The sequence below is a fragment of the Nitrobacter sp. TKz-YC01 genome (genome assembly GCF_047824785.1).
In the GTDB taxonomy this organism is placed as follows: Bacteria; Pseudomonadota; Alphaproteobacteria; order Rhizobiales; family Xanthobacteraceae; genus Nitrobacter.
Genome location: NZ_CP181167.1, coordinates 919,440 through 943,584, shown reverse-complemented (window position 1 = coordinate 943,584; position 24,145 = coordinate 919,440). Strand labels below are relative to the sequence as shown.

19 protein-coding genes are annotated in these 24,145 nt (G+C 60.0%); 13 read left to right on the top strand and 6 right to left on the bottom strand.

The window, feature by feature from the left end; all coding sequences use genetic code 11:
• Positions 1-11: 11 nt before the first annotated feature.
• Positions 12-1,147, bottom strand: a protein-coding gene (locus ACMYR2_RS04405) for an IS3 family transposase (protein WP_416192834.1) whose coding sequence is annotated in 2 segments (ribosomal slippage) — positions 12-877 and positions 877-1,147 — 1,137 coding nt in all. Because the reading frame shifts where the segments join, the coding sequence is not laid out codon by codon here.
• Positions 1,148-1,528: 381 nt separating this feature from the next.
• Between ACMYR2_RS04405 and ACMYR2_RS04400 the strand changes: the two genes are divergently transcribed.
• Positions 1,529-1,852, top strand: a complete 324-nt coding sequence (locus tag ACMYR2_RS04400; protein ID WP_416193743.1) for a hypothetical protein — start codon at positions 1,529-1,531, stop codon at positions 1,850-1,852.
• Between the two features lie 221 nt (positions 1,853-2,073).
• Here the strand turns inward: ACMYR2_RS04400 and mdoH are convergent, their stop codons facing one another.
• On the bottom strand, positions 2,074-4,224 hold the full coding sequence (mdoH, locus tag ACMYR2_RS04395) for a glucans biosynthesis glucosyltransferase MdoH (protein WP_416193742.1): 2,151 nt from the start codon (positions 4,222-4,224) through the stop codon (positions 2,074-2,076).
• Positions 4,212-5,687 carry a glucan biosynthesis protein gene (locus ACMYR2_RS04390; RefSeq protein ID WP_416193741.1) on the bottom strand — a complete coding sequence of 492 codons (1,476 nt, stop codon included), beginning with the start codon at positions 5,685-5,687 and terminating at the stop codon, positions 4,212-4,214. The genes mdoH and ACMYR2_RS04390 overlap by 13 nt, the downstream gene beginning before the upstream one ends.
• Positions 5,688-6,068: 381 nt before the next feature.
• Between ACMYR2_RS04390 and ACMYR2_RS04385 the strand changes: the two genes are divergently transcribed.
• The gene (locus tag ACMYR2_RS04385; RefSeq protein WP_416193740.1) at positions 6,069-8,264 is read left to right on the top strand and encodes a transglycosylase SLT domain-containing protein; all 2,196 of its coding nucleotides are present in this window, start codon (positions 6,069-6,071) and stop codon (positions 8,262-8,264) included.
• On the opposite strand, the gene ACMYR2_RS04380 is transcribed toward ACMYR2_RS04385, so the two are convergent.
• Genes ACMYR2_RS04380 through ACMYR2_RS04370 form a run of 3 tightly spaced genes read right to left on the bottom strand, consistent with a single transcriptional unit; the run spans position 8,233 to position 11,355 of the window.
• Positions 8,233-8,811, bottom strand: a complete 579-nt coding sequence (locus ACMYR2_RS04380) for a sulfite exporter TauE/SafE family protein (protein WP_347263699.1) — start codon at positions 8,809-8,811, stop codon at positions 8,233-8,235. The genes ACMYR2_RS04385 and ACMYR2_RS04380 overlap by 32 nt on opposite strands.
• Positions 8,762-10,426 (bottom strand): TIGR01244 family sulfur transferase, encoded by a 1,665-nt coding sequence (locus ACMYR2_RS04375; RefSeq protein WP_347263698.1) that lies wholly within the window; start codon positions 10,424-10,426, stop codon positions 8,762-8,764. The genes ACMYR2_RS04380 and ACMYR2_RS04375 overlap by 50 nt, the downstream gene beginning before the upstream one ends.
• Before the next feature lie 41 nt (positions 10,427-10,467).
• A complete protein-coding gene (locus ACMYR2_RS04370; RefSeq protein ID WP_347263697.1) occupies positions 10,468-11,355 on the bottom strand; it encodes an MBL fold metallo-hydrolase in 888 nt (295 codons plus the stop codon).
• Positions 11,356-11,702: 347 nt separating this feature from the next.
• On the opposite strand from ACMYR2_RS04370, the gene ACMYR2_RS04365 reads away from it, so the two are divergent.
• From ACMYR2_RS04365 to ACMYR2_RS04315, 11 genes are all read left to right on the top strand, one after another.
• Entirely contained in the window at positions 11,703-12,341 is a 639-nt protein-coding gene (locus ACMYR2_RS04365) for a peroxiredoxin (RefSeq protein ID WP_347263696.1), read from the top strand.
• The gene (locus tag ACMYR2_RS04360) at positions 12,338-12,733 is read left to right on the top strand and encodes a metalloregulator ArsR/SmtB family transcription factor (protein WP_347263694.1); all 396 of its coding nucleotides are present in this window, start codon (positions 12,338-12,340) and stop codon (positions 12,731-12,733) included. The genes ACMYR2_RS04365 and ACMYR2_RS04360 overlap by 4 nt, the downstream gene beginning before the upstream one ends.
• Before the next feature lie 138 nt (positions 12,734-12,871).
• Entirely contained in the window at positions 12,872-13,096 is a 225-nt protein-coding gene (gene tnpB / locus ACMYR2_RS04355) for an IS66 family insertion sequence element accessory protein TnpB (protein ID WP_416193739.1), read from the top strand.
• Positions 13,097-13,624: 528 nt separating this feature from the next.
• On the top strand, positions 13,625-15,655 hold the full coding sequence (locus ACMYR2_RS04350) for a phage tail sheath C-terminal domain-containing protein (RefSeq protein ID WP_347263693.1): 2,031 nt from the start codon (positions 13,625-13,627) through the stop codon (positions 15,653-15,655).
• A 10-nt stretch (positions 15,656-15,665) separates the two neighbouring features.
• Positions 15,666-16,190 (top strand): phage tail protein, encoded by a 525-nt coding sequence (locus ACMYR2_RS04345; protein ID WP_347263692.1) that lies wholly within the window; start codon positions 15,666-15,668, stop codon positions 16,188-16,190.
• A gap of 2 nt (positions 16,191-16,192) precedes the next feature.
• Entirely contained in the window at positions 16,193-17,038 is an 846-nt protein-coding gene (locus tag ACMYR2_RS04340; RefSeq protein ID WP_347263691.1) for a hypothetical protein, read from the top strand.
• Positions 17,035-17,814: a hypothetical protein gene (locus tag ACMYR2_RS04335; RefSeq protein WP_347263690.1), complete on the top strand. Its 780-nt coding sequence runs from the start codon at positions 17,035-17,037 to the stop codon at positions 17,812-17,814. The genes ACMYR2_RS04340 and ACMYR2_RS04335 overlap by 4 nt, the downstream gene beginning before the upstream one ends.
• 9 nt (positions 17,815-17,823) lie before the next feature.
• Positions 17,824-19,140 carry a DUF4255 domain-containing protein gene (locus ACMYR2_RS04330; RefSeq protein ID WP_347263689.1) on the top strand — a complete coding sequence of 439 codons (1,317 nt, stop codon included), beginning with the start codon at positions 17,824-17,826 and terminating at the stop codon, positions 19,138-19,140.
• A 4-nt stretch (positions 19,141-19,144) separates the two neighbouring features.
• Positions 19,145-21,073 (top strand): ATP-binding protein, encoded by a 1,929-nt coding sequence (locus ACMYR2_RS04325; protein WP_347263688.1) that lies wholly within the window; start codon positions 19,145-19,147, stop codon positions 21,071-21,073.
• The gene (locus ACMYR2_RS04320; RefSeq protein ID WP_347263687.1) at positions 21,074-21,337 is read left to right on the top strand and encodes a hypothetical protein; all 264 of its coding nucleotides are present in this window, start codon (positions 21,074-21,076) and stop codon (positions 21,335-21,337) included.
• Positions 21,334-23,949, top strand: coding sequence for an eCIS core domain-containing protein (locus ACMYR2_RS04315; RefSeq protein ID WP_416193738.1), 2,616 nt, complete (start codon positions 21,334-21,336; stop codon positions 23,947-23,949). The genes ACMYR2_RS04320 and ACMYR2_RS04315 overlap by 4 nt, the downstream gene beginning before the upstream one ends.
• Positions 23,950-24,145 lie beyond the last annotated feature (196 nt).

Sequence of the window (24,145 nt, the reverse complement as noted above, 5' to 3'; positions counted from 1 at the left end):
CGGGTTCGTTTCTACGCCGCCAATTGCTCCGTCATTTCCGCCATAGCATGGACTTCGTCGGGCGTCCTGCCGGCGAAGGTCGAGTGCGGGCGTCGCCGGTTGTAATAGTCTATCCAGGAGCCGATGCCGCAGCGGGCTTGGCTTCCCGTTTCGAATGTGCTGAGGAAGACGCACTCATATTTGAGGCTGCGCCACAGTCGTTCGATGAAGACGTTGTCCATCCAGCGGCCGCGCCCGTCCATGGAGATGCGGATGCCGGCATCCTTCAGCGTCGTCGTGAAGGCGAAGCTAGTGAACTGCGAGCCTTGGTCGGTGTTGAAGATGTCGGGCCTGCCATGGCAGGCGATCGCCTCTTCGAGAGCGGCAACACAGAAGTCGGCATCCATCGTGTTCGACAACCGCCAGGCCAGGACCTTGCGGCTGAACCAGTCCATGATGGCCACGAGGTAAAGGAAGCCGCGCCGCATCGGGATATAGGTCACATCGGCACACCAAACGTGATCCGGCCGCTCGATCGCCAGGTGCCGCAGCAGGTAGGGATAGATGCGATGCTGCGGATGCGGCTCGCTGGTTCTCGGCGCCTGGTAGATCGGCGACAGACCGATCTTGCGCATCAGCCGCCGGACCCGCTTGCGACCCACGCACCAGCCCTGACGCCGCAGATGCCGGGCCATCTGCCGGGAGCCATACCAGGGCGTCTCCATGAAGGCCTCGTCGATGGTGCGCATCAGTTCGAGGTTCTCGGGCGTCTCGCCGGCGGGCTGTCGGTAGAACGACGCCCGCGAGATCGAGACCAGTTCGCACTGGCGGCGGATCGAGAGCCGGTTGTGATCGGGGTCAATCATCATTCTCCTCCGATCCAGGCTCAGCGATCGAAGGCCTTGGCCAAAAAATCCCGCTCAACGACAAGCTGGCCAATCTTGGCGTGCAGCTTGGTCACCTCGGCTTCCCGGCCGACCTGCGCATCAGCAGCCTTGTCGTCGAACGTCTTGGCCAGGTTCTCGATGGCCTGCCGTTTCCACTGCGTAATCTGGTTCGGATGAAGCTGGTGCTTTGTCGCCAGTTCCGAAATCGTCCGCTCGCCACGGATCGCCTCAAGCGCAACCTTGGCCTTGAACTCAGCCGTAAATCGTCTGCGTGTCTTCATACCGGATCGTCCTTTTCATCGGGCGATCCACCTTATGCCCCTGTCTCAGAAACCGGCACCACCTCAGTTGCCCGCGTTCAGATTGAATTGCAGGGTACCTTCCGCAAATGCACCTTGGCAGTTGCGTTCTTAAAATCGTCGAGACGTGAGTCAGTAGATAGTGGTGCGGGCTATTTATGTACATGAACCAGTGAAGCACGTCATAAGCTGGCGAGCAGCATTTAAGTTAATGCATAGCCACCTCACCTAGAACTTCACCTTAAAGCTCGCATTGATTGCGCTCCGGGTTTCAACGCCGCGCATAAAATCGTTACTGCCCCAGCACAATTGACGTCCGGTTATTGCCCTTATCGTTGGCGCATCGCGCCATATATCGAGGACATGGGCACCGAGGCAAAAGCTCCCCGCCGGTCATCACGCCGTTTCGGGTTCATGCGCGTCGCCGCCGCCACCTTGCTGGCGCTATTCGGTGCCTTCGGTTTGCTGGCGTCCGCACAGGACAACCGGATCGCTATCGTATTGACACCGGATGACGCTGTCGGGCTGGCGACAGCTGACCACGTCATGCGCCAGCCTGATCCCAAGCTTGTCGAAAGCGAAGAGGACCGCGTAGTCTCGATCTACGAAGCGATGGGAAGGTTTACCTATCAAAACCATACTGCCGCGGCGAGGGTTGCGGCAATCCCCAGCCGCCTGACCGCTTGAGTCTGTCGAGTCCGGAGCACCGCCGGCATCGCCGCTGCTGTCGCCGCCTCCCTTTCTCCGCGGTCGGCCACTCGCACGAACGTAGCCGTCAGATCCACGGGCCACCTGATCGGTGTCTCGGCAGCAAGGACCTCATCGTGCGCCGCTTGACCGCTGGCCGATAGGAAGAGCGAGGAAACGGAGAAGCTCTCTTTTCGTACGAAGCGGTTTTTTTGGCGATCTCACGAACACGCCTTTGACAAGAGCGCTTTCAGCACCATGCCGTCATTCAGCACGGCATACTTCTCTTGAGGCGTCAGCATCTCAATCGCTTCTTCCAAACTTGAGCTATCCTCCACTTTGGCCATTCCGACAAGACGATCAACGTCATACTCGCCGCGCCGTCGCATCGAATTTTCCGAGATCATAGCCATATGCGCCACGCGAACCGCAGCGTCGGTTTGCAGCAGCGTTATCGCTTCGACAGGCGCTCGATAGGCGGATGACAACTCAAGGGCGCCGGAGCGACTGAGCACCTTCGGCGGGTTCGTATTCTCAGGCGTCAACAACAGGCCGAGAGATCCAACGCAAGCTCCAGCATGCGGGCTTGCGGTCCATGCTGCCAGCGGGATCGCCAACAGCAAGCCAACAATAACCGGCGTCATCCATAGAAAGAGAGAAAACGAAACGGCATACGCACAAACCGCGAGCAGTAGACCGAGAACTGTCGGCCAGAGATAGGCTCGAACATATTCGCGGGCAGACAGCTTCCCGCCATCGCGGTGTTGTGGTTGCCAGCCGGAGTCACGCCCCATCGCAATCTCCAGAATCGAGCGGGATTGCAGGAGCATCATAATCGGCGCAATCAAACCGGAAATCAGAGTTTCCACCATGACACTCACGAAAGAGCGGATCGCGCCGCCGCAGCAGCGGCGCTCGACCGGTGAGCGGAGAAGCACCAAGTATCCCAGAACCTTCGGGACAAGCAGGATCGCCATTGTGCCGAAGAATACCCATTGCGCGCGAACCGGATCCTGCGCCGGCCACTGGGGAAATAATGATCGTTCGCTAAAATATTCCGGACGGATGAATTGCGCCTGCAACGAGATCAAAATGCCGACGAGCAGGAAGAGCAACCACAACGGCGAGGTGATGTAAGAGCCGATGCCGGTCAGGAGATGAAGCCGCGACACCCAGTGCAGTCCGCGCGCTGGCAGCACTCCGAGATGTTGGATGTTGCCTTGGCACCAGCGCCGGTCGCGAACCGCATAGTCAGTCAGTGACGGCGGGCATTCCTCAAAACTTCCCATGAAGCCCGGCGCCAGATGGACGCTCCAGCCCGCACGGCGCATCAAAGCCGCCTCCACAAAATCATGGCTGAGAATATGTCCCCCGAACGGCTTGGGGCCGCCAAGCAGCGGCAAACCGGCCTGGTCCGCGAACGCCCTCACCCGAATTATCGCATTGTGGCCCCAATAATTACTTTCCGAACCGTGCCACCAGGCAACTCCTCTCGCAATGAGCGGCCCGTAGATGCGTCCCGCGAACTGCTGCAGGCGCGCAAAGAGCGTCCGCCCGTTAACGAGCACCGGAAACGTCTGAATCAGGCCGACATTCGGATGTCGCTCCATCGCATCGGCCAACCGGACAATACTATCGCCCGCCATCAGGCTGTCCGCGTCAAGAACAATCATGTGGTCATAGCGCCCACCAAACCGAGTCACCCACTCGGATATATTGCCGGACTTTTGCGCCGTGTTCTTTTTCCGATGCCGATAGAAAACCTGGCCGGCGCCAACCTCCTGAATAAGCGAAAGATAGGCTGCCTCTTCGACAATCCAGATGTCGGGGTCCGTCGTATCGCTGAGAATGAAGAACTCGAACTTTTCCAACTGGCCGGTTTCCGCTACAGATTCGCAAATGGCCTGAAGGCGGGAGAAAACGCGATGAGGCGGTTCGTTGTACGTCGGAAGCAGAAGGGCAGTGCGGCTCTTCAACACCGGCAACGGCGAAGCGGGATCGATCCCCAATGAACGATCACATCGAATTATCGTCGCAAAGAATCCGACCAAGGTGCTGACGAACGAGAAGGCGATCCACGCGAACAACATGATGAACAGCGCCAGAATAACCATTTCGAGAATGGTCAAGCCGGCAACCTGCAGCACCTGATACATTTCGCTGGCAGCCACGATCGTCATGGCGATCGTGCTGACAAATATGAAGGCGCGCTGCAGAAAAACATGCCGCAGCGAAGTAGGCCGCTCTCCTGATCCTTCGATTTTTCGCCAGAGCGACTGTTCCGGCATCGCCAGGGGCATTTCGGGCGGCAGGAAACTATCAGGCGACAATCGATGTTGGGCCGCTTTCGCCTCGCACATCACTGCGTCCAACGATAGAGCCAGACTTCCGAAACTGGATTGTCGCCCTGCAACAACTGGGCGCGCAACTCCGCAATCGACGCTTTCTTCGGATCAAGCTGAAAACTCAATCGCCAACCACCCGTGACCGGGTTTAGTTGCGTCACGATGTTTCGCAGCTCGCCATTGTTAGTTGTCACCTCGCCACGAACGCTAGCGTCTATGTCCTTGAGCTTCTCGCCCGCGAGGTCCAGTACAAAAAGCCGGGTATTGTCGGGACCGGCGCCAATTCGCGTTCGTGTGAAAGCCGCCAATGGCGACGTTCTTACCTTCCCGGCTCCCCAATGCAATCTATAGGTGAAAATAACTTCGCTCTTTGCGCGCATCGGATTCTTCGGCCGCCAGAACGCGACGATGTTGTCGTGAATCTCCTCTTTGGTTGGGATTTCAATTAAATGGATCGCACCCTCGCCCGAGTTGCCGATCGGCTCTACCCACGCACTCGGCCTGGTCTCGAAACGAGCCTCAATATCCTCGTAATGATGGAAATCCCGCTCTCGCTGCAGCAGGCCAAAACCGCGCGGATTGACATCGCCAAAAACGCTGATCTGAAGATCTTTTGGGTTCGATAGCGGACGCCATATCTCCTCACCCCGCCCATTGCGAATGGCAAGGCCGTCGGAATCATGTACGGCAGTCCGGAAATCATCGACACCAACCCGATCGTTGGTGTCGAACAGAAACATACTTGTCAGCGTACCGATTCCAACCTGGTCGATATCGACACGCGGATAGAGAGCCATTTCCACATCATAGATGGTCGTCTTGCCCGGCCGGATCGTAAAACGATAGGCTGCCGCAGCGCTCTCGCTATCCAGCAGCGCATGGACCACGATCGAGTCGCCATACTTCGGCGGCTTCTCGATCCAGAACGCGCGAAAGGCTGGAAACTCCTCACCTTCCGGGTTGCCGGTCTTGAGGGATAGTCCTCGCGCCGATAATCCGTAGGTTTGCCCCTTCGCCACAGCGCGGAAATAGCTCGCGCCCAGAAAGACGCCCACCTCATCATGGTAATCAGCACGGTTGATCGTCGCGTGAATCCGGAAACCCGCGAAGCCCAGATTCTCGTCCGCTGGCGGAGGTGATACCTTTCCGAAGTCAAAAAGGTTGGGAGAGTAAACGATAGGACGCGCCTGCCCCTCGCTGACCTCGTAGATCTCAACCACATCTCTAAAAATAAACCCACGATGAAAGAACTGAACTTGAAACGGCAGGCCTTCACCGCGCCATAAGGCGCGGTCCGGACGAAACCTGACAGCGCGATACTGATCGTAATCGATGTCTTTTAGCGAGTCTGGGAGCCTTTTACTTTGCGGTTTGAACGGCGCATCTGCAAGCGCGCGCGCACGCCGGCGGACCATGTTCGAATGAAATGAAGTGTCATTCTCTTGCCGCGCATATAGCAATTGGCCCGCCAGAACAAATGGCACCGCCATGGAACCAGCGATGAATTTTCTTCGATTCAACGAATATTCCCGGAATCAACCGTTAAAATTAAAATGAGTGCGTATCAGGACGCAGAGTTTGACTAATGGCAATGTGGATGAGACCGGACAAGTTCCGAACGCCCTGTACGGCAAGGCCGAAGTCTAAAATCTTAAGATCTGTTGTGTCAACTCGATTCGAATTTGTGATTCGTCAACAGTTTCGTGAAAAAATCTTCGGCGAGCGATTCGTCCCTTCAGTGATGTGTGTGCGCGGGAATGATGATACCGAGGATCTGCGCATATCTTGCTCCTCTTTCGCTTGTTGCCGGCATAACGCTCTTGGCGACGAGTTCTCATGCTGTTCGTGCGAACACCAGCAAGTACACAGCCTTGGAGAAGGCTGTCGACCAAGAGGTCGCGACTACGTTCAACGTGCAGAAGGAAACAGTCCGCAGAGGTGACGCTGCGACAAATCTGCGCATCGCCGGGCGGCTGCCGGCAAGCCACAACGCACCCGCGCCACGCCCGCGGCCAAATGCGACCGATGCTCCAACTCCACGGGACGCAATCGACGAGCTTCTGTTGTCGGTGTCGCCGACGCTTGCATCCCCGGCCGGTGTTGCTCCGTCAAGAGTCGCGCCATCAACAGCCGATGCAGCGCTTACTTATGCGTCGGGGCGCGCGCCGTCGAAAGCGGATTTCAACGCTATCAAGGAAGCCGTGCGGCTTGCGGGTCGTGGCAACGCCTCAGCGGCGATGGATCGCCGCCGCCAGATCCGCGACCCTGTCGGCAGAAAACTGGTAGAATGGACGATCTTGCGTTCCTGCAACAACACGACAAGCTTTGCGCGTTACGCTGCGTTCGTACAGGCCAATCCCAGTTGGCCGAGCGTAAACCGATTCCGGCGATGCGCGGAATCCAAGCTCTGGTTTGAACCAAAACAGCCTCGTGTTGTTTTAGGCTTTTTCGCCGGGCAGAAACCATCGGGAGCGTTTGGCAAATTAGCGCTGGCGCGCGCATTGATTGCGCATGGCAAGAGCGCGGCTGCCCGGAAATATGCTCGCTCTGCGTGGCATGCGGATCGTTTCTCAGCCCAGGTTGAATCGCAGGTGCTCAAGGAATTTGGGCAGCTCCTGACAATGGCTGACCACAGGGTGCGCATGGACATGCGGCTCTATGCGAACGACTTTGGCGCAGCGATGCGCGCGGCAAGACGCCTTGGCGAGGCTGAGATCGCCCTCGTAAGGGCAAGAGCCGCCGTCAGCAGCAAGGCAAGGAACGCACATGCACTGCTCAACGCAGTGCCAAAGTCTGCTCGTAGCAATCTCGTCTATCTTCTCACCCGCGCCCAGTGGCTTCGGCGCAGCGGTCATATCGACGAAGCCAGCCGTTTGATATTGTCAACACCTCACGATCGGAACACCGTTCTCGATCCTGATGCGTGGTGGATCGAGCGCCGTATTCTTGTTCGTGAGCTGCTCGACAGGGGCAAGTCACATATCGCTTATCGGATTTCTCGCGACGCGGCCCCACCCTCAAGAGAAGGTCTCCGTGTCGACCAACCCTTCACTGCGGGATGGATTGCATTGCGTTTCCTCCGCGATCCGACCCGTGCGGTGAAGCATTTCGCCCGCATTCCACGGATCACGATACATCCAACGTCGCTTGCTCGTGCCTATTATTGGCTCGGGCGTACGGCGGAATCAGCCGGCCATAACCGCGAGGCACGCCGACACTACGACGAAGCGGGACAGTATACGGCAGCATACTATGGCCAATTGGCAAACGCCCGCGTTGGCCGGCGCACGATTGCGGTACGCCGATCACCCCGGCTGGACCGCACCAAGCGCGCCGCCCTGCGCAAAGTCGATCTGGTCCGCGCGGTTGATCTGCTTTATGCAACCGGCAATCGTGATCTCGCGGCTTCGTTTGCTGTCGATTTCGACCGTGTCGGTGACATCGGCATACTAACGCTCATCGCCGAGACGGCAGCGGAGCATAAGGATGCACGCGCGATGCTGACTATTGGCAGGAGAGCGCTCGCGCGTGGCTTTGCGCTCGATCAATACGCTTTTCCGGCTTTCGGCCTGCCGAAATATGTCTCGATCGGACCAAAGGCCGAGACAAGCCTCGTCTACGCGATCGCGAAAGCGGAAAGCGCTTTCAATACCAGCGCGGTGTCAGGCGCCAAGGCAAAGGGCTTGATGCAAGTGACGCCGGACGCCGGCCGCACAATCGCCCGCCGGTTGGGGATCAAGTTCGACCTCAAGCAGCTGCTCAGCGACCCTGCTTACAATCTGCAGCTGGGATCTGCAGAGATCGCTCATCTCGTTGACACGTACGATGACAATTACATTCTTGCTTTTGTTGGCTATAACGCCGGACGCGGGCGTGTCAAAGACTGGATCGCACGCTATGGCGATCCACGTGACCCTAGCGTAGACGCAGTTGATTGGGTCGAGCGCATCCCATTCACGGAGACTCGCATCTACGTGCAGCGCGTCATGGAGAACCTGCAGGTCTACCGGTCACAGTTCAATGCGTCACCGCGTCTCACGATCGAAGCCGACATGAGAGGCGGGTAGCGGCGGGCCCTGAACAGCCTGGCGTCGCTACCCTCGGGCAGGTTTCGCTTGCTGACTGTGGAGATTTGAAATTGGATAGAAAATGGTCCGGATCCAGATGGGCCAACCTATTGATCCGGCCATGCGGCTCCCTAAGCATAAGGAGTGCGATGACGATCATGAGCAGTCCGAACAGGAAGAGCAGCCATCGACCATCGAACGACTTACCGATCGTCGAACCCAGGCCTGCGCCGACCATCCCGCAAGCCGCAAACACGAGCGCACAAGGCCAGCGCACATTGCCGGCGCGGGCACGGGTGATAAGGCTCGATAAGGCGCTCAGTGCGACAGCCACGGCGCTGGTCCCGATGGCCACATGTGTTGATGGCACGCCTACCCCATAAACGAGAAGCGGAACGGCGAGGATAGAACCTTCCCCGCCGATCAACCCAAGAACGACCCCACCAGAGTCCCGGACAAGACCGCGAGTATGTCGTGGACCATGGGCGCGCGCGCCGTCAGCGCAGGTCTGGAGCAGCCATCCACTCCTTGCCCTTGAGCATCGCATGCCAGTAGATCGGCGGCAGGACTCTTTCCTTCAGCCACCAGGCGGCCCGGGTCGGCTTCCTGCCGTCCAGAATGAAGGCGGGGAAACTCGGCAGAAGCTTTCCGCCATATCCGAATTCGGCCAGGACAATCTTGCCGCGCTCGACGGTTAACGGACACGATCCATAACCGTCATAGACAGCCTGCTTCGTGCGAAGGCCCAGATCGACGCAGATATTCTCGGCAACGATCGGCGCCTGTTTGCGGGCCGCCGCGGCCGTCTTTGCATTCGGGGCGGAACATACATCGCCGAGAGACCAGATATTTTCGTATGTGTTGTGACGCAGGGTCCCTTGATCGACGCTGACCCATCCAGCTGCGTCAGCCAGTGGGCTTACGCGGATGAAGTCCGGCGCGCATTGAGGCGGCGTTACATGGATCATGTCGAACCGCACTTCGACGGTCTCAGCCGGACCTTCGGCCGAGGTTCTGGTGAAGTACGCTTTCCTGCCCGGACCATCGATGGCGACGAGATTGTGCTGGAACTTCAGCTTCGCATCATACTTCTTCACGTACTCCATCAGGGCGGGAACGTAGTCGGCAACGCCGAACAGCACGCCGCCCGCATTGTAGAATCCGACATCGATGTCGCGGAGATGGCCATGGCGATGCCAATGATCGGCCGACAGATACATCGCCTTTTGCGGCGCGCCCGCGCACTTGATCGGCATCGGCGGCTGCGTGAAGATCGCGTTTCCTGATTTCAGTGAACGGACGAGTTTCCAGGTATAGGGCGCAAGATCGAAGCGATAGTTGGAGGTCACGCCGTTGCGACCGAGCGTTTCGGTCAACCCGGCGACCTTGGCCCAATCGAGTTTCAGGCCGGGGCAGACGACGAGACGGCTATACTTTACGACGCGACATCCTTCCAGAATGACGGCGTTCTCAGCCGGCTCGAATGCGGTGACCGCGGCTTTGATCCAGGTCACGCCGGAGGGGACGACCGACGCCATCGTATGGACGGTTGACGTTGCGTCGAAAATGCCGGCGCCGACCATGGTCCATCCGGGCTGGTAGTAATGAATGTCGGCAGGATCGATGACGGCGATGTCGAGATCGGGCGCGCGCGCCAGCAGACTTGACGCACAGGCGATGCCGGCGGCGCCGCCGCCGACAATGACGACGTCATAGCTCGCGTCGGCCAGATGCGCCGGGGTCCTGCCGCCGTTGGCGATCCTCCGCACGATTCCGGACATGTCATAGCCGGCTGCCTTGGCGGCGCCGAGCAGCGCCGGAAGAGGTTGCGTGGGCGCATTCGCCAGACACCAAAGCGAAACGGAGCGTGTTCCCGTACGGCAGAATGCCAGCGTCGGCTTCGGCAGGTTCTTTAGTATCTGCCCGAACTTTACGGCGTCATCATCCGACATCTTGCCAGCCACGACCGGCTGATGGACGAATTCGAGTCTAAGGCTGGACGCGGCTGATTCCAGTTCCCGGGCCGACGGTTGATCGGCAGCCTCACCGTCAGGCCGGTTGCAGATGATCGAACGGAAACCGGCCTGCTTCAACGCGGCCATATCCTGCGGCATGATCTGCGCCGACACGCTCAGTTCATCAGATAGCTTCTTCGCATCCATGCGTTGTCCTTCCCGCTGATATTCGACTTGTCGCTCGGCTCTTAGAGTGTGTTGATCGGAACTTTCAGAAAGGTCTTTCCGCTTTCGTCCGGTTCAGGCAGGTGCCCGGCGCGCATATTGACCTGAAGCGACGGCATGATGAGGCGCGGCATCGCAAGAGTTTTGTCGCGGGCTTCGCGCGTTTGCACGTAGCTATCCTCGCTGATGCCGTCGCGAACATGGATGTTGTGCGTCCGCTGTTCGCGCACAGTCGTTTCCCATTGAATTTCCCGGCCGTCGGGCCCGTAATCGTGGCACAGGAACACCCGTGTTTCGGGCGGCAATGTTTCCAGGAGTTTCCGAACGGAGCGATAGAGCGTGCGGGCGTTGCCTCCCGGAAAGTCCGCCCGCGCCGTGCCTGCGTCAGGCATGAACAACGTGTCGCCGGTGAAGGCCGCGTCTCCGATGATGTGGGTCGTGCAAGCCGGCGTATGTCCCGGCGTATGCAGGACAAGCGCGGTCATACCGCCGATCGAGTAGGTATCGCCATCCTTGAACAGTTGATCGAACTGGCTGCCGTCGCGCCTGAATTCCGTTCCTTCGTTGAAAATTTTTCCGAAGGTCTCCTGTACGGTTATGATGTGCTCACCGATTCCGAGTTTTCCGCCAAGCTGCTGCTGAATGTACGGCGCAGCCGAGAGGTGATCGGCATGCGCGTGGGTCTCGATGAGCCAATCGACCTGCAACTCGTTGCGACGGATATACTCAACGATCCGATCCGCCGATTTGTAGCTGATGCGGCCAGCGGCGTAGTCGATGTCCATCACGGAATCGACAATTGCGCAGGACGGAGACGACGGATCCTTGACCACATAGCTGATGGTGTTGGTCCCGGAATCGAAGAACGGAGCAACCTCGGGCTTAGCCTGAGTATCGATCGGATAGCTCATTGCGTGACTCCCTGGGTCAGGCGGGCATGGACAGTCCTCATCCTCAACGGCCGGGCCGAGCAGATTGCAGGATTCAACGCGCGGCCGGAGATTTTTCAGGATCTCCGCCTGTTCACCGATTCTCGTGGCGGGGACCGAGGCGCTCGAGGGAGGCGCGATTATCCATCTCCGCCACCCGCCAATTACATAATTATATATTTCATACATTGTAAATATGAAACTGATATAGGTCAATCGGATATATGTATGACTGATATTTGTGACATTCCTGTTTCCATAGTTATATAATTATGTAATTGTTTTCAGACTGAATCGCCATTCGACAGGAACCCTCAGGTGGTCCCAGAATGCCTCTTTTGATCGATGATGCGACGCCTCGTCTCACTCCTTCTCCTTTCCCGTTGCGGATGGGAGATGCCGCCCCCGACTTCGAAGCCCGATCCACGAAGGGTCCGATCCGGCTTTCTGATTACAGGGGTCGGTGGCTCGTGTTCTTCTCGCATCCGGCGGATTTCACGCCCGTATGCACCACGGAATTCGTCGCGCTGGCCAAGGCGCAGGACCGCTTCGCCGCGCTGGATTGTGCTCTGTTGGGTCTTTCGGTCGACAGCCTTTATTCGCACCTCGCCTGGACCCGGACGATTACGGAACTGTTCGCGGTGGAGATTCCATTTCCAGTGATCGAGGACCCATCGATGCTGGTCGGCCGCGCCTACGGCATGATCGATGAAGCCGCCGAGAACAGCGCGAGCGTGCGGGCAACCTATTTCATAGATCCCGAGGGGGTCGTTCGCGCGATTACCCACTATCCGCTAACGATCGGTCGTTCGATTGACGAGATGGTGCGGATGGTGGCGGCGCTGCAGGCAACAGCGTCGAGCCAGAAGTTGGCGCCGGCCAACTGGCAACCCGGCCAGCCACTGCTCCTGCCTGCCGATGAAAAAACGCAGAAAGATGTCAACTGGTTCTGCCGGAGCGCAGCATGAGAGCCTTATGGCAATCGCGCGAGCAGGCAGATTTCGCCGCCGACAGGTTGCGCAAGTTCGCTCAGCCTCAACGATTGATGATCCTGTCGCTACTGCGGGAAGGCGAGAAGTCGGTGACGGAAATCGATGCGGCGACCGGGATCGGACAGCCTGCGCTCAGCCAGCAACTCGCGGAACTCCGTAAGGCCGAACTCGTCACCACACGGCGGCAGGCAAAGCAGATTTATTACAGTCTGGCTCATGAGTCAGTGGCGCTTTGCGTTCGCAGCATCGAGGCCGTCTTCAATGCCGAGAATCCGGAACAGGCATTGTTGAACGCCGTGAGGCACGACCTCCGTCCAGAGTGTGAAGACGTCGTACATGGAGCGGCGAATTTCGCGCGACTCCGTTAGTTATCCAGCTTCTCGGGATCAACTCGAAAACCCGCCTTCGCGTCAGGTCGGCGAGCACGGCCATGTGACGATAATCATAGCCATAACTGATGAGTATAAGGCGTCCTGCACCAGGATCCGTTCACAGGCCACCTGTTCGTGTTCCGGGGACGGACCAGGGCCAACCTCATCAAGATTATCTATTGGGATGGCACCGGCTTCCGCCTGTTTACAAAACGGCTCGAGCACGGCGTCTTTCTGTGGCCGCCGAGCATTGCGCCTGGCGAAACGCTGTCGCTGACCTCGGCACAGCCGTCGCTGCTGATCGAAGGTGTAGATTGGCGCGCGCCCGAGCAACGCTGGCGTCCGGTGATTGCCGGATGATCTGCGACCGGTTGACTCGATGATGCAAGAAATACGGCGAGAACGGTGCGAGTCAGTTAGATTCTTCTCGTCTTCAATCGGAGGACGGCCACAATGACGTCCCTGATATTGCGATCGTGTCTTGAGGAGATGATGAATGGACTTGCGCAACCTTCGATCGTTGCGCCTCCCGCAGCGGCAGCTTCGGCCGATCTCTAACTGTCGTATTTTAGTATATATATCGTAGTATTCGACCGACATCTGAGTTTCGCGCGGTTCACGACCATTGCAGAAGCCCTTCGGAAAACATAGAACGATTATACGGTACTGTCTCTGCGAACTAGACAATCGAAGATTCCTCTTCCATCAGAGCTTGAGCGCTAAGGTTATTGTGGACAAGGCGACGCATTGCAGCCAAACTGATCGCGCGCTGAAAGTAGTGTGCATTACAGCTTGTAGAGTTTCGGCCTGCAGTCTAGTCGGGGGCGCGGTTCGCCAAGCGTGTGTTAACGCGTAGGCGGGCGACACCTCCATAACCTGGAGGATGCGATGCCTGTTCACCCAACTTTTCCTGGCGTTTACATCGAGGAAATTCCAAGCGGTGTGAGACCCGTGGCCGGCGTTGCGACCTCGATTGCGGCGTTCGTTGGCTCGTTCCAGCGGGGTCTGCGCGACGAGGCGGTTCAGCTGTTCGGCATGGCCGACTTCGAACGCGAATATGGCGGCATCGACCGCTACAGCGAGACCTCCTACGCGATCCAGCAATTCTTTCTCAACGGCGGGACGCAGGCCTGGGTAGTTCGTCTCGCCGACACCGTGACGGGTGCTACCGATGCGCCGCCGACCAACGCGCGTCCCGCCACGATCATGCTGACCTCGGATCCGGGCGGCGGCACGGACATATTGTTGCTGACGGCCGGCCGGCAAATTCGGGGCGAATCCGCTGAAAACCCTGGATTCTGGGGCAATGCGCTGCGAGCCGAAGTCAGCTACGAGACCGCCGATCCGGCGACCCAGTTCAACCTCACCATCAGTGAGGTTCGAGTTGATGGCGATCGTACTCTTGTCTTGCAAAGCGAGACATTCCGCAATCTGACGATGGAGCCCGATGTCATCAACAACGCGATCGAGGTGATCAATCAGGGCTCGCGCCTCGTTCAGGCATCACTGGGGTCGGCCTTACCGGCCCCGTTTGATCCGGCCTTCCGGCCGGCATCGACGGGCACGCTCAGTGATGTGCTGCCGATACCCGCCTCCATACCGCCGGATGGGGCTACATTCTCGGTCGATATCGGCGGCGGCGCAATTGCGGGCACGATCGACTATGGCGGAGCTACCCCGCCGACCACCTATGCGGGTCTGTTGCCCTTCATCCAGGCTGCGATCCGACGCGCGGCTGATGACGGCACGGTGCCGAATGCACAGAAGCCCATCCTCAGCGGCGCGACCGTCAGGCTGATCGGCAACAGCACCGTCAATGACGACGCCCGCTTCGCGGTCCAGCTCGGACGCAACGGCCGGCCATTCGACTCTGCCACGCGGATCGTGCTGACGGGCGCAGGTGCTGACGCCGTCAATCTGAGTGCGGGGCAAGGCGCATTGGAAAATGATCAGCAAATTCCTCTGGCGGACGGCCATGACGGCCAGCCGCCCGCGGCGGGGACAAATTTCCGGCCGATCCCGCTGTCGGTGTTCCAAGGATCGGCCATCGACCGCACCGGCATCAATGCGCTTGAGGACATCGACCTTTTCAACATCCTGTGCATGCCTGAAGCGACCTATCTCGACCCAGACGAGGCACGAACTCTCTACTCCTTTGCCGAGACTTATGTTGAAAGCCGCCGGGCGATGCTCATCGTTGACATTCCCGACACGGTGCGACGGCTGGACCAGATGCACACCTGGCTCACCGAGAACGAGAGCCTGCGTCATCCCAACGCTGTGGTCTATTTCCCGCGCACCAACATCGTTGATACTCTCAATGGCAACAGACCGCGGCTGATGGCCTCCAGCGGCACCATCGCCGGCCTTTGGGCACGTACGGATGCGCAGCGAGGCGTGTGGAAGGCGCCGGCCGGTACCGACGCGCGTCTGCGCAATGTGGACAGTCTCGGCTATCTCCTCACCGACCTGGAGAACGGAACGCTCAATCCCCTCGGCGTGAACTGCCTGCGCAATTTCCCGGTCTATAGCAATATTTGCTGGGGCGCACGAACCCTGGATGGCGCGGACGCAATCGCGTCCGACTGGAAATATGTGCCGGTGCGCCGGACGACGCTGTTCATCGAGGAAAGTCTCTATCGTGGCACCAAATGGGTAGTGTTCGAACCCAATGATGAGCCGCTCTGGTCGCAGATCCGGCTCAACGTCGGCGCCTTCATGCATGAGCTTTTCCGGCAGGGCGCGTTCCAGGGTACGACACCGGCGCAGGCCTATTTCGTCCGCTGCGACAGCGGCACGACTCCACAAAGCGATATCGATCTGGGGATCGTAAACATCGAGATCGGCTTCGCGCCGTTGAAGCCGGCCGAATTCGTGATCCTGAAAATCCAGCAGATCGTCCGGCAGACAGTCGAGTGAGGATGAAGTCATGGCACCCTTCATAACCAACCCCCGCCGGTTTGATCCTTACAAGAATTTCAAGTTCCGCGTGAAATGGGACGGCCGCTACGTGGCCGGGATCAGCAAGGTCGGCGCGCTGAAGCGCAGCACCGAGGTCATCGAGCACCGCGAGGGCGGCGATCCCTCCACAGGACGCAAGTCCCCAGGGCGCACCAAGTATGATGCGATCTCACTGGAGCGCGGGGTAACTCACGATCTTGATTTCGAGCAATGGGCGAACAAGGTGTGGAATTTCGGCGCGGGCCTCGGCTCGGAGGTCTCGCTGGCCGATTTTCGCAAGGACCTGATCATCGACGTATTCAACGAGGCGGGGCAAAAGGTTCTTTCCTACCAGGTTTTCCGTTGCTGGGTGTCCGAGTATCAGGCCCTGCCCGACCTGGACGCCAACGCCAATGCCATCGCCATCCAGTCGATGAAGCTGGAGAATGAGGGCTGGTTGCGCGATGTGGCGGTGGCGGAGCCTGCGGAGCCGAGCTTTACCATACCGGCCTGACGATGCAGGTTCGGCTGGCGTTCGGACTGGAAGAAGATGGCACCCGGCACAGGCTGGCGCGGTTGCGCGAACTGACCGGAAATGAGGAGCTCCTCATGGCCGAGCTTGCGGATCATCTGATCCCCGCCGCCTGTGCGACCACTTTGCTTGTCGCCATGACGGAGCGGATCGGCAGCGTGCAGTCACCGAGCTATGATCAATGCGCGGCCTTGCCGGTCGGTGATCGCGAACGATTGCTTCTTGCGATTTGCACAATGGTTGCAGGATCACAGATTGATCTTGTCGCCAACTGCCCCTCCTGCGCGACGGAACTCGAAATCGGCTTGCCGTTGCGCGAAATGCTCGACGCCGGAAATGCCGGAAGCGAGGCGGATCGTACGATCCTCATTTCCGAATCCGAGGGCGATTGGCGCGTCGAGATGCGGCTTCCCAACGGAGCCGACCAGGAACGTTGCGCGGCAACGGCGTTGACCGATCCGAGCCGGGCGGCACGCGATCTGGTGGTCGGCTGCGTGCTCCGCCTCATCGACCCCGAGGGAAAGCCGGTCGCGGTCACGGATCTTCCGACGGCCTTTGAGTCGATCCTGTCGGCGGAATTCGAGAAGGCCGATGAAATGGCTGACCTGTCAGCCACGATGACATGCCCGGATTGCGGCACGGCGTTCAACGCCGCCGTCGACGGGCTGGGAGTTCTGCGCGCAGCGCTTGGACAATCGCATGGGATATTCGGCGATGTTTATCGGATGGCACGGCGCTATCACTGGTCGGAGCGGGAAATTTTGACGCTCCCCCGCACCCGCCGCAAACGCTATCTCGCATTGGCAGACGAGATGGAGACGCTGCGATGACCGGCTTCGTCGACCGGATCATAGCCCGCGGCGCCGGCCTTCCCCTTCTCGAGCGGGCGGCGATGCTCCGGTTGCGACCGGTGTCCTCCTTCGAAGCAGGTAACGCCGGGCCTCTTTTGACCGGTGAGGCCGCCCCCGTCATCGATGACGGCCCCCGGATCTTCTCAAATCCAACCTTCTCAAACCTGCGAAGGCCCGAGCAATACAAACCAGCCGCGAGGCGCTCCACCATCGCAGATTCGTCCCCGCCCGCCTTCGACACGCCAGAGCCTGCCGAAAAAAAAACCACACCGCCCGGGCGCGTCCAGACGGAGGGCCGGACCGATTCCTTCGACATTTCGGCGGACCTGCGCCACGAGAAACGCAAACAAGCCTCCACAACAGAACGCAACTCCGACGCCGCCGATGAGATTTTGTCCCCGGTCAGGCCCGTCGGTGACAACGTGAAGATACAGGCCCAGCCAATCACGAAGGAGAGGGTATTCGTCGAAGCGACCGCTAGTCCGCCCCGCCACAATATTCCGAATGCGACTCCATCGTCCGTAGAAGTCGCGCCTGAGGCTTCCACCCTGGGCTGGAAGGAACCTCCATCTCTTGGCGCGAGGAAGGACTCTTCCTTGGCCATGGCGGAGACGCATGCGCCGGTCACTGTCACGGTGGGACGAATTGACGTGCAGTTTCTTCCGCCGCCAACCCCGCCGGCTGCGTCACCGTCGGCGCCTCGAAGCAGCGGCTTCGGCGCCTATGCCCGCGCGCGGCGCGGCATCCCGCGCTAAGGAGATGGGATGGCAAATTATGCAGCCATCGCCGCCGTCAGCCGGACACTCCGGACGCTGTTGCTCGATAGGATGATGACCAGCGCGTCAGTGACCCTGTCGCCGCCCGACATCACCGTGTCCGGCGTCGACGGCGCGCGCGTCAATCTCTACCTGATGCAGTTATTCGAAAATGCCGGGCTGAAAAATCAGGAGATTCCACGACAAGGCCATCCGGGCGCCTATGGACATCCGCCGCTATCGCTCAATTTGCGCTATCTGCTGACGACCTATAGCGCCATGGAGACCCAGCCCGACGCCGATCTCAACGCCCAGACCCTTCTGGGAGATGCCATGCGGGTATTGCATGATTTCGGCAATCGGATCGATCAGCTCGCCATCGTCAACGCCGCCGCCGGAGCCGTTGGCGATCCGGTGCTCGACCTGGCGCTGACTGATGAATTCGAACGATTGAAGGTGTCGCTTCATCCTGCAAATCTGGATGAGATCACCAAGGTTTGGTCGGCGCTGTCGACCACGAATTTCCGCCGTTCCGTGGTCTATGAAGTCACCACCATCCAGATCGAGACACCCGCAGCGCGCGTCAGCCCAAGGCCAGTGGAGACGCGTCGCATCTTCACGACGGTGAGGCGACGGCCTGAGCTGCTGGACGCCTATGTGACGCCGGTGCTCAACGGGCCGACGGGCGAGACCCGCGCCCGCATCGGTGATGAAATCACGCTACTGTCTCGGGGAGCATTGGCCGATCGTCTTTATGTCAGGCTTGGATCGCTCGATCCGATCCGCGTAACTCCCACAGCCGATGGCCGGATTACGATTGTCGTTCCCGACGACCAGTACGATGCCGATCTCGATGGCCCGGCCCATCCGATACCGTCCGTCCAGCGCTTGCAGCCGGGTCCACTGGAGGTGCAGCTGATCGCCGTGCATCCGGCGGAGGGCGTTCAGGGAGCGCTCGGGCAGGGCTCGGCGGTGTCCGGTGATCGGCGTTATCCCTCCAACATCCTGCTCCTGCAGCTGACACCCCGCGCCGCTTCAGCCACGCCGGGCGCCGGCGATATGACAACGATCCTGCACATCGACGGCGAGCGTCTTTGGCATCCGCGAGCGCGAATCGTCGAGGTGATCGTCGGTGATGCGGCGATCCCCGTGCGGCAGCCGGGGCCCGGCGATGGATGGGCGGCGCCCACACCCAACGCCGTCGAAGTGCCGATCGCCGATGCCACGGACATCCTCGAACCGTCCGCGGCACCTTATCCGATCGCCGTACAGGTCGACGGCGCACGAAGCCGCGATGTCGGGCTTGCCTTTACGCTGGGGCCATAGCGCGATGAAACCTGCCGCCCAGCCCCCTCCTCATTCTGTTGCGGCCGATGGCGAGCCTCGCTTCGAAGCCAATTTGAGCGCCATCGAACTTGGTCTGCGCTGGCTTCAATCCTTGCTCGGCGAAGCGTCGGGCACAGAGGTCGGGATTGCCCGTGAAGCCTATGACGATCGCCGCCGCCAGCTGATCGAACGGGACGAGCCGGCACAAATTGATCGCCTTTCCCAGCTGTTCGGCCTGTCCCCCTTCGATGAAGATCTCCTGCTGCTCGCGCTCGCGCCCCAGCTACGCTCCAGTTTCGCAACGCTTTACAGCCAGGCCAACGGTCGCGCATCCATTGCCACGGCGACCCCGCATCTTGCTCTTTCGCTGCTTGGGGCGGTTGGCATCGAGGCGGAGGCCAGGATCTGGCAACGGCTCTCACCAACGGCTCCGTTGCGGCGTTTTTGCCTGATCGAGACGCCCGATGGACAGTCCGGGCCGCTAAATCCGATCCTGCTTGACGAACGGATGGCGCGGCTGCTGCTCGGCGAGGATTTCACCGATACTCGCCTGCGCCCCATGCTCTCCGTGCCGGAGGCCGCGCCCTTTCCTGACAAGCATCGTCGCGGCATCGAACGCCTAACACGGCAGATTTCGCAGGCCGCTCGGCCCATGGTTGCCATTATCGGACCCAAGGGATGCGGCCGCCGCGCTGCGGCGCGCGCGCTTGCGAGCACTCTCGGCCTAGGCCTGGCCGCGTTCAAACCGCGCCCATTCGAACCGGCCGAGAAATTACCCTCGCTCCTGGCCCGGGAAGCGGCTCTGGGCAACTTCGCGCTGCTTGTCGACGCGGATGATGCGGAGAGCCGGCGTTTTATCGATGACGGCATCGAGGCGCTGGTGATCGCCATTTCCGGGAGTCGTCCCGATCTCCCCGGCCCTATTCCCGTGCTGCGGCTTGAGCCGCTCTGTGCTGACGAGCAGGTGATCCTTTGGCGCCAGGCCCTCGGCCCCCGGATCGCCGAAGCCGATCAAGAGATCGAAGCGGTCGCCGAGCAATTTCGCTTCGGCCCCTCCGAGATCGCGGCGATCGCCGCCTCGGGCGTCCCGCTCTGGCAGGCTTGCCGTGACCGGGCCGGTCTCACCCTCGACAAAATGGCTGAGCGTATCGTGCCTCGTTACGACTGGCACGACCTGGTGCTGGCGCCGGATCTGATCCATGACCTCAAGGCGGTCGCTGCCCAGGTCCGTCATCGCGCCACCGTCTATGGCCGCCACGGTTTTGCGCGCAAGCTGCATCGGGGCCGCGGCGTATCATTGCTGCTGTCGGGACCGAGCGGAACCGGAAAAACGATGGCGGCAGAGGTGATCGCGCACTCGCTTGAACTCGACCTTTATCGCATCGACCTCTCCGGAGTCGTGTCGAAATATATCGGCGAGACCGAAAAGAACCTTAAGGCGGTCTTCGATGCGGCCGACCAAAGCGGCGCCGTGCTGTTTTTCGACGAAGCGGACGCGCTGTTCGGCAAGCGCAGCGAAATCAAGGACAGCCACGACCGCTACGCCAATATCGAGATCAGCTATCTTCTCCAGCGAATGGAAAGTTATGGCGGGCTGTCGATCCTCGCCACCAATATGAAAGGCCATCTCGACAGTGCATTTCTGCGTCGGCTGCGCTTTGCCCTCGACATCCCGTTTCCCGATGCAGCGCTACGGCAGCAGATCTGGGCCCGGTCGTTTCCCGACGAGCTCCCCAAGGAATCACTGGATTTCGCTGGCTTGGCGCGGCTCGAGATTGCCGGCGGCAACATCAGCGTCATCGCGATCAATTCGGCCTTCCTGGCCGCGGCGGAGGGCGTGCCCCTGGCCATGCGCCATATCGCCCGCGCCGCGCGCGCCGAATTCCGCAAGCTCGACAAGGAATTTCGCATTCCCTGGACGGAGTCCGTTTAGATGGTCAAGCAAGCCTCGCAAAGCCCGTCAATCGCTCCAGGCACCGTATCGGCGCGCGGCAACGGTTCAGGTCAAACAGCCCGACAACTGGCCAGCGACATTGCCGGCGGGCTTGCCGCCACTGTCAGGCTGCCGACCGGCCTGCCGCGCACGCTTCATATCGACCGGATCGAACTGCGGCTGCCAGCCGGCGCGGGACGTGCCGAAATCGAACGGGCCATCCGGCAGGCGGTACAGCGGAGCACAACACGGAGGCTCCCATGACGATGCGAGCGCTTGCCCCGGCCAAGGTCAACGCGACGCCGTCGCGCTCGCGGCCGCCGCCGACAGCGATCCAGGCCAAGGCACGTGTCGGTCCCGTCGACGACCCTCTGGAGCGCGAGGCCGATCGCGTCGCCGATGCCGTCATCGGCGATGCGCCAAGTGGTCCGATCACCACGGCTGCGAGCGGTATCGCGCAGCGCAAATGCTCCGCCTGCGAGGAGGACGAAAAATCCATCCAGCGCAAATGCGGACATTGCGAAGCTGAAGACCAACTCCAAAGGCAGGCTGCCGATCAGGCGGTATCAGCCCTGAGATCAGGCGGCACTCCCTTGAGCGCCGCGCAACGCGCCTATTTCGAGCCGCGACTGAGCCAGGACCTTTCAGCGGTTCGTCTGCACACGGACACCGCAGCCGCCTCCGCGGCCGATGGCATCAACGCCCGCGCCTACACGCTGGGGCCCGACATCGCCTTCGCGTCTCGCGAATATTCACCCGGAACAGCCCATGGCGATCATCTTCTGGCTCACGAACTCGCCCACGTGGTGCAGCAGACCGGCGACAACGGATCAAGCCCCGTTCAGCGCGCACCACAGGAGCCGGTGATCAGGCGCGATCCGGCGGCACCGGACGCCGATTCAGCTCCCCAGATTGAACCCGCCCCGATCGCGGCCGAGCCCGAGGGTGAGGAGTCCACCGAGGAAAGCGACGACAGCACCGACGTGACACTCGTCAATGACCGGGTCCAGAAGATCCTTGTGTCTTGCGCCGACAGCCGGATGGCCATCCAGACCCGGCGCGCGACCTACATGTACCGGCTTTATCAATGCGACAAGACGTTTCCGGCGGGTGAGTACACCGCCAGCGTCGAGCCTATCGAGACAAAGGATCTCAAGAAAGGCGGAAAGAAAACCAAGATCCAGGAAGGCGTCCAGTTCGTCTTCCACACCGGCGGGAAGCGACGGGTCTTCAGGGGCGGTTATAGCCGAAAGAAAGGACAGCCGAGCCCGAAGGATCTGCTCAAGGATCAAGACAATGTACTTTTCGAGTTTGGCGCCAATCCGAAGGAGTTGGAGAACTTCCGACCTGAATGCCTTGTCACGTTGCCGCGGCAGACGCTTTTCTCGGGCGGGGGCGACGAAAAAGATCTCAGCGAATATCTGCCGAAAGTGCCGCAGTTCGAATGGAAGCTCGCGGAATTCGGCCTGGGCGATATCGCCGTGCGGGTAGGCGTGGAGGCCAAGGCCAAGGCTGCCTACAGCTACGATGCCGGGATTCTCGACGACATATGCCTGTCCGGTTACATCAAGCAGACCGCCAAGGGCGAGAACCGGGTCGCGGATGCGCTTGACGCCACCGCGGGGGCCCTCGACAAGCTGTCGCCAGGGGCTGGCGATGTGGCGTCGGCGCTGGGCCGCGTGGCCGGGCTCGATCCAAGCATGCCTTTGGCGGGTCGGGCACAGTTCACCACCGGCGGCGCGGCGGATCTGCATATGGAGATCACGGTCGGAGTGGAAGCCGCTGTCGAGGCGCTCGGATTGGTCGACATCCTGACCGCCCACGGCGAAATCAAACTCGATCTCGATGCTTCCGTCGCAGGCGACGACGTGAAGGTGTTGGCGGAAATCGAATACGATCCGAAAAAGAAGCAGCCCCTCGGCCTCAAAACTGACGTCGAACTCGCCGCAATGGCCGCCATCGGCGCCAAGCTGTCGGGTTCGGCCGGCGTCGATTTTCTTGGCTTCGGCCTCTGGGAGGGCCAGACAACCTTTGCCGAGGGTAATCTCAGCTATGGCTGGACCGGCGGCCTTGTCTTCGACAATTCCTTCATCCCGCAGCCGAACCTCGGCGCTTTTGCCAAGGGCTCCCCAAACCAGCACCAAGCCGGCGCCCTGCGCACCGCCGGCCCAAGCCGGCCCGCGGCGCGAAAGAAAAAAGACAGCATTCCGATCCGCGAACTCGTGGAATCGAAAATCAAGGATACCGACGGCGAGCTCAAGCTCGATGGTCTTTCATGCGACAAGGCCCTGCCGCTGCACTGGTTCAAACCGCGCTCGCTTTATCCCAAGACGCTAAGTTTCCATGCGCCGGGAGTTTATCCGGAGAGCGTCGGCCTGGACGACGATCCGGTTCTCGTCTCGCATCCGGACGTCCCCACCACCAGATGGACTCGCCAAGGTCCTGTTCCGGGCGAGCCGATTGCCGGCCCCAATCCGATAGGACTCGACGAGGAGAACTGGCCGGAAACCGGACGCTGGGCGAAATGCTTCAACTTCATCCAAAACCCGAAGGATCGCAAGGAATCCACTGCTTTCCGCAATTTGATGAAGGGCCTTGACACCTACTACGACGGCGAACCTCCCAACGAGGGCACCGTGCAGATGGACCACATTCGGGAGCTTCAATTCGGCGGCAAGGACCAGTTCGACAATATCTGGCCCTACGACCCCCGGACGAATCAAAGCGCGGGCAGGTATCATGAGGCCCAGATAAAAGCCTATCGCAAGATTTTCGATCAGCTCAAACGTCCGGCCAAACTCGATGGCCGTCTCTTCAGGATCTCAGGCGTCGGAGCCGACCCCGGCCTGGAAGCCAAGCTCAGCAAGCTGACATGACCGGATCCGAATGGGTGATAGAAAGGTACCAAATGCAGTAGAGTATGGATTTAAATGAAATATGATTTCTATTTTTACTTCATCAGGAAGCCTGATGGGGCGATTTATTGTGAGTTTTATTTTTAATATAAAGTATTGTGTTTATCTCCACTTTCAAAGTGAGGCTCCCGATGGTAGCCTCACGCAAGAGTGTGGG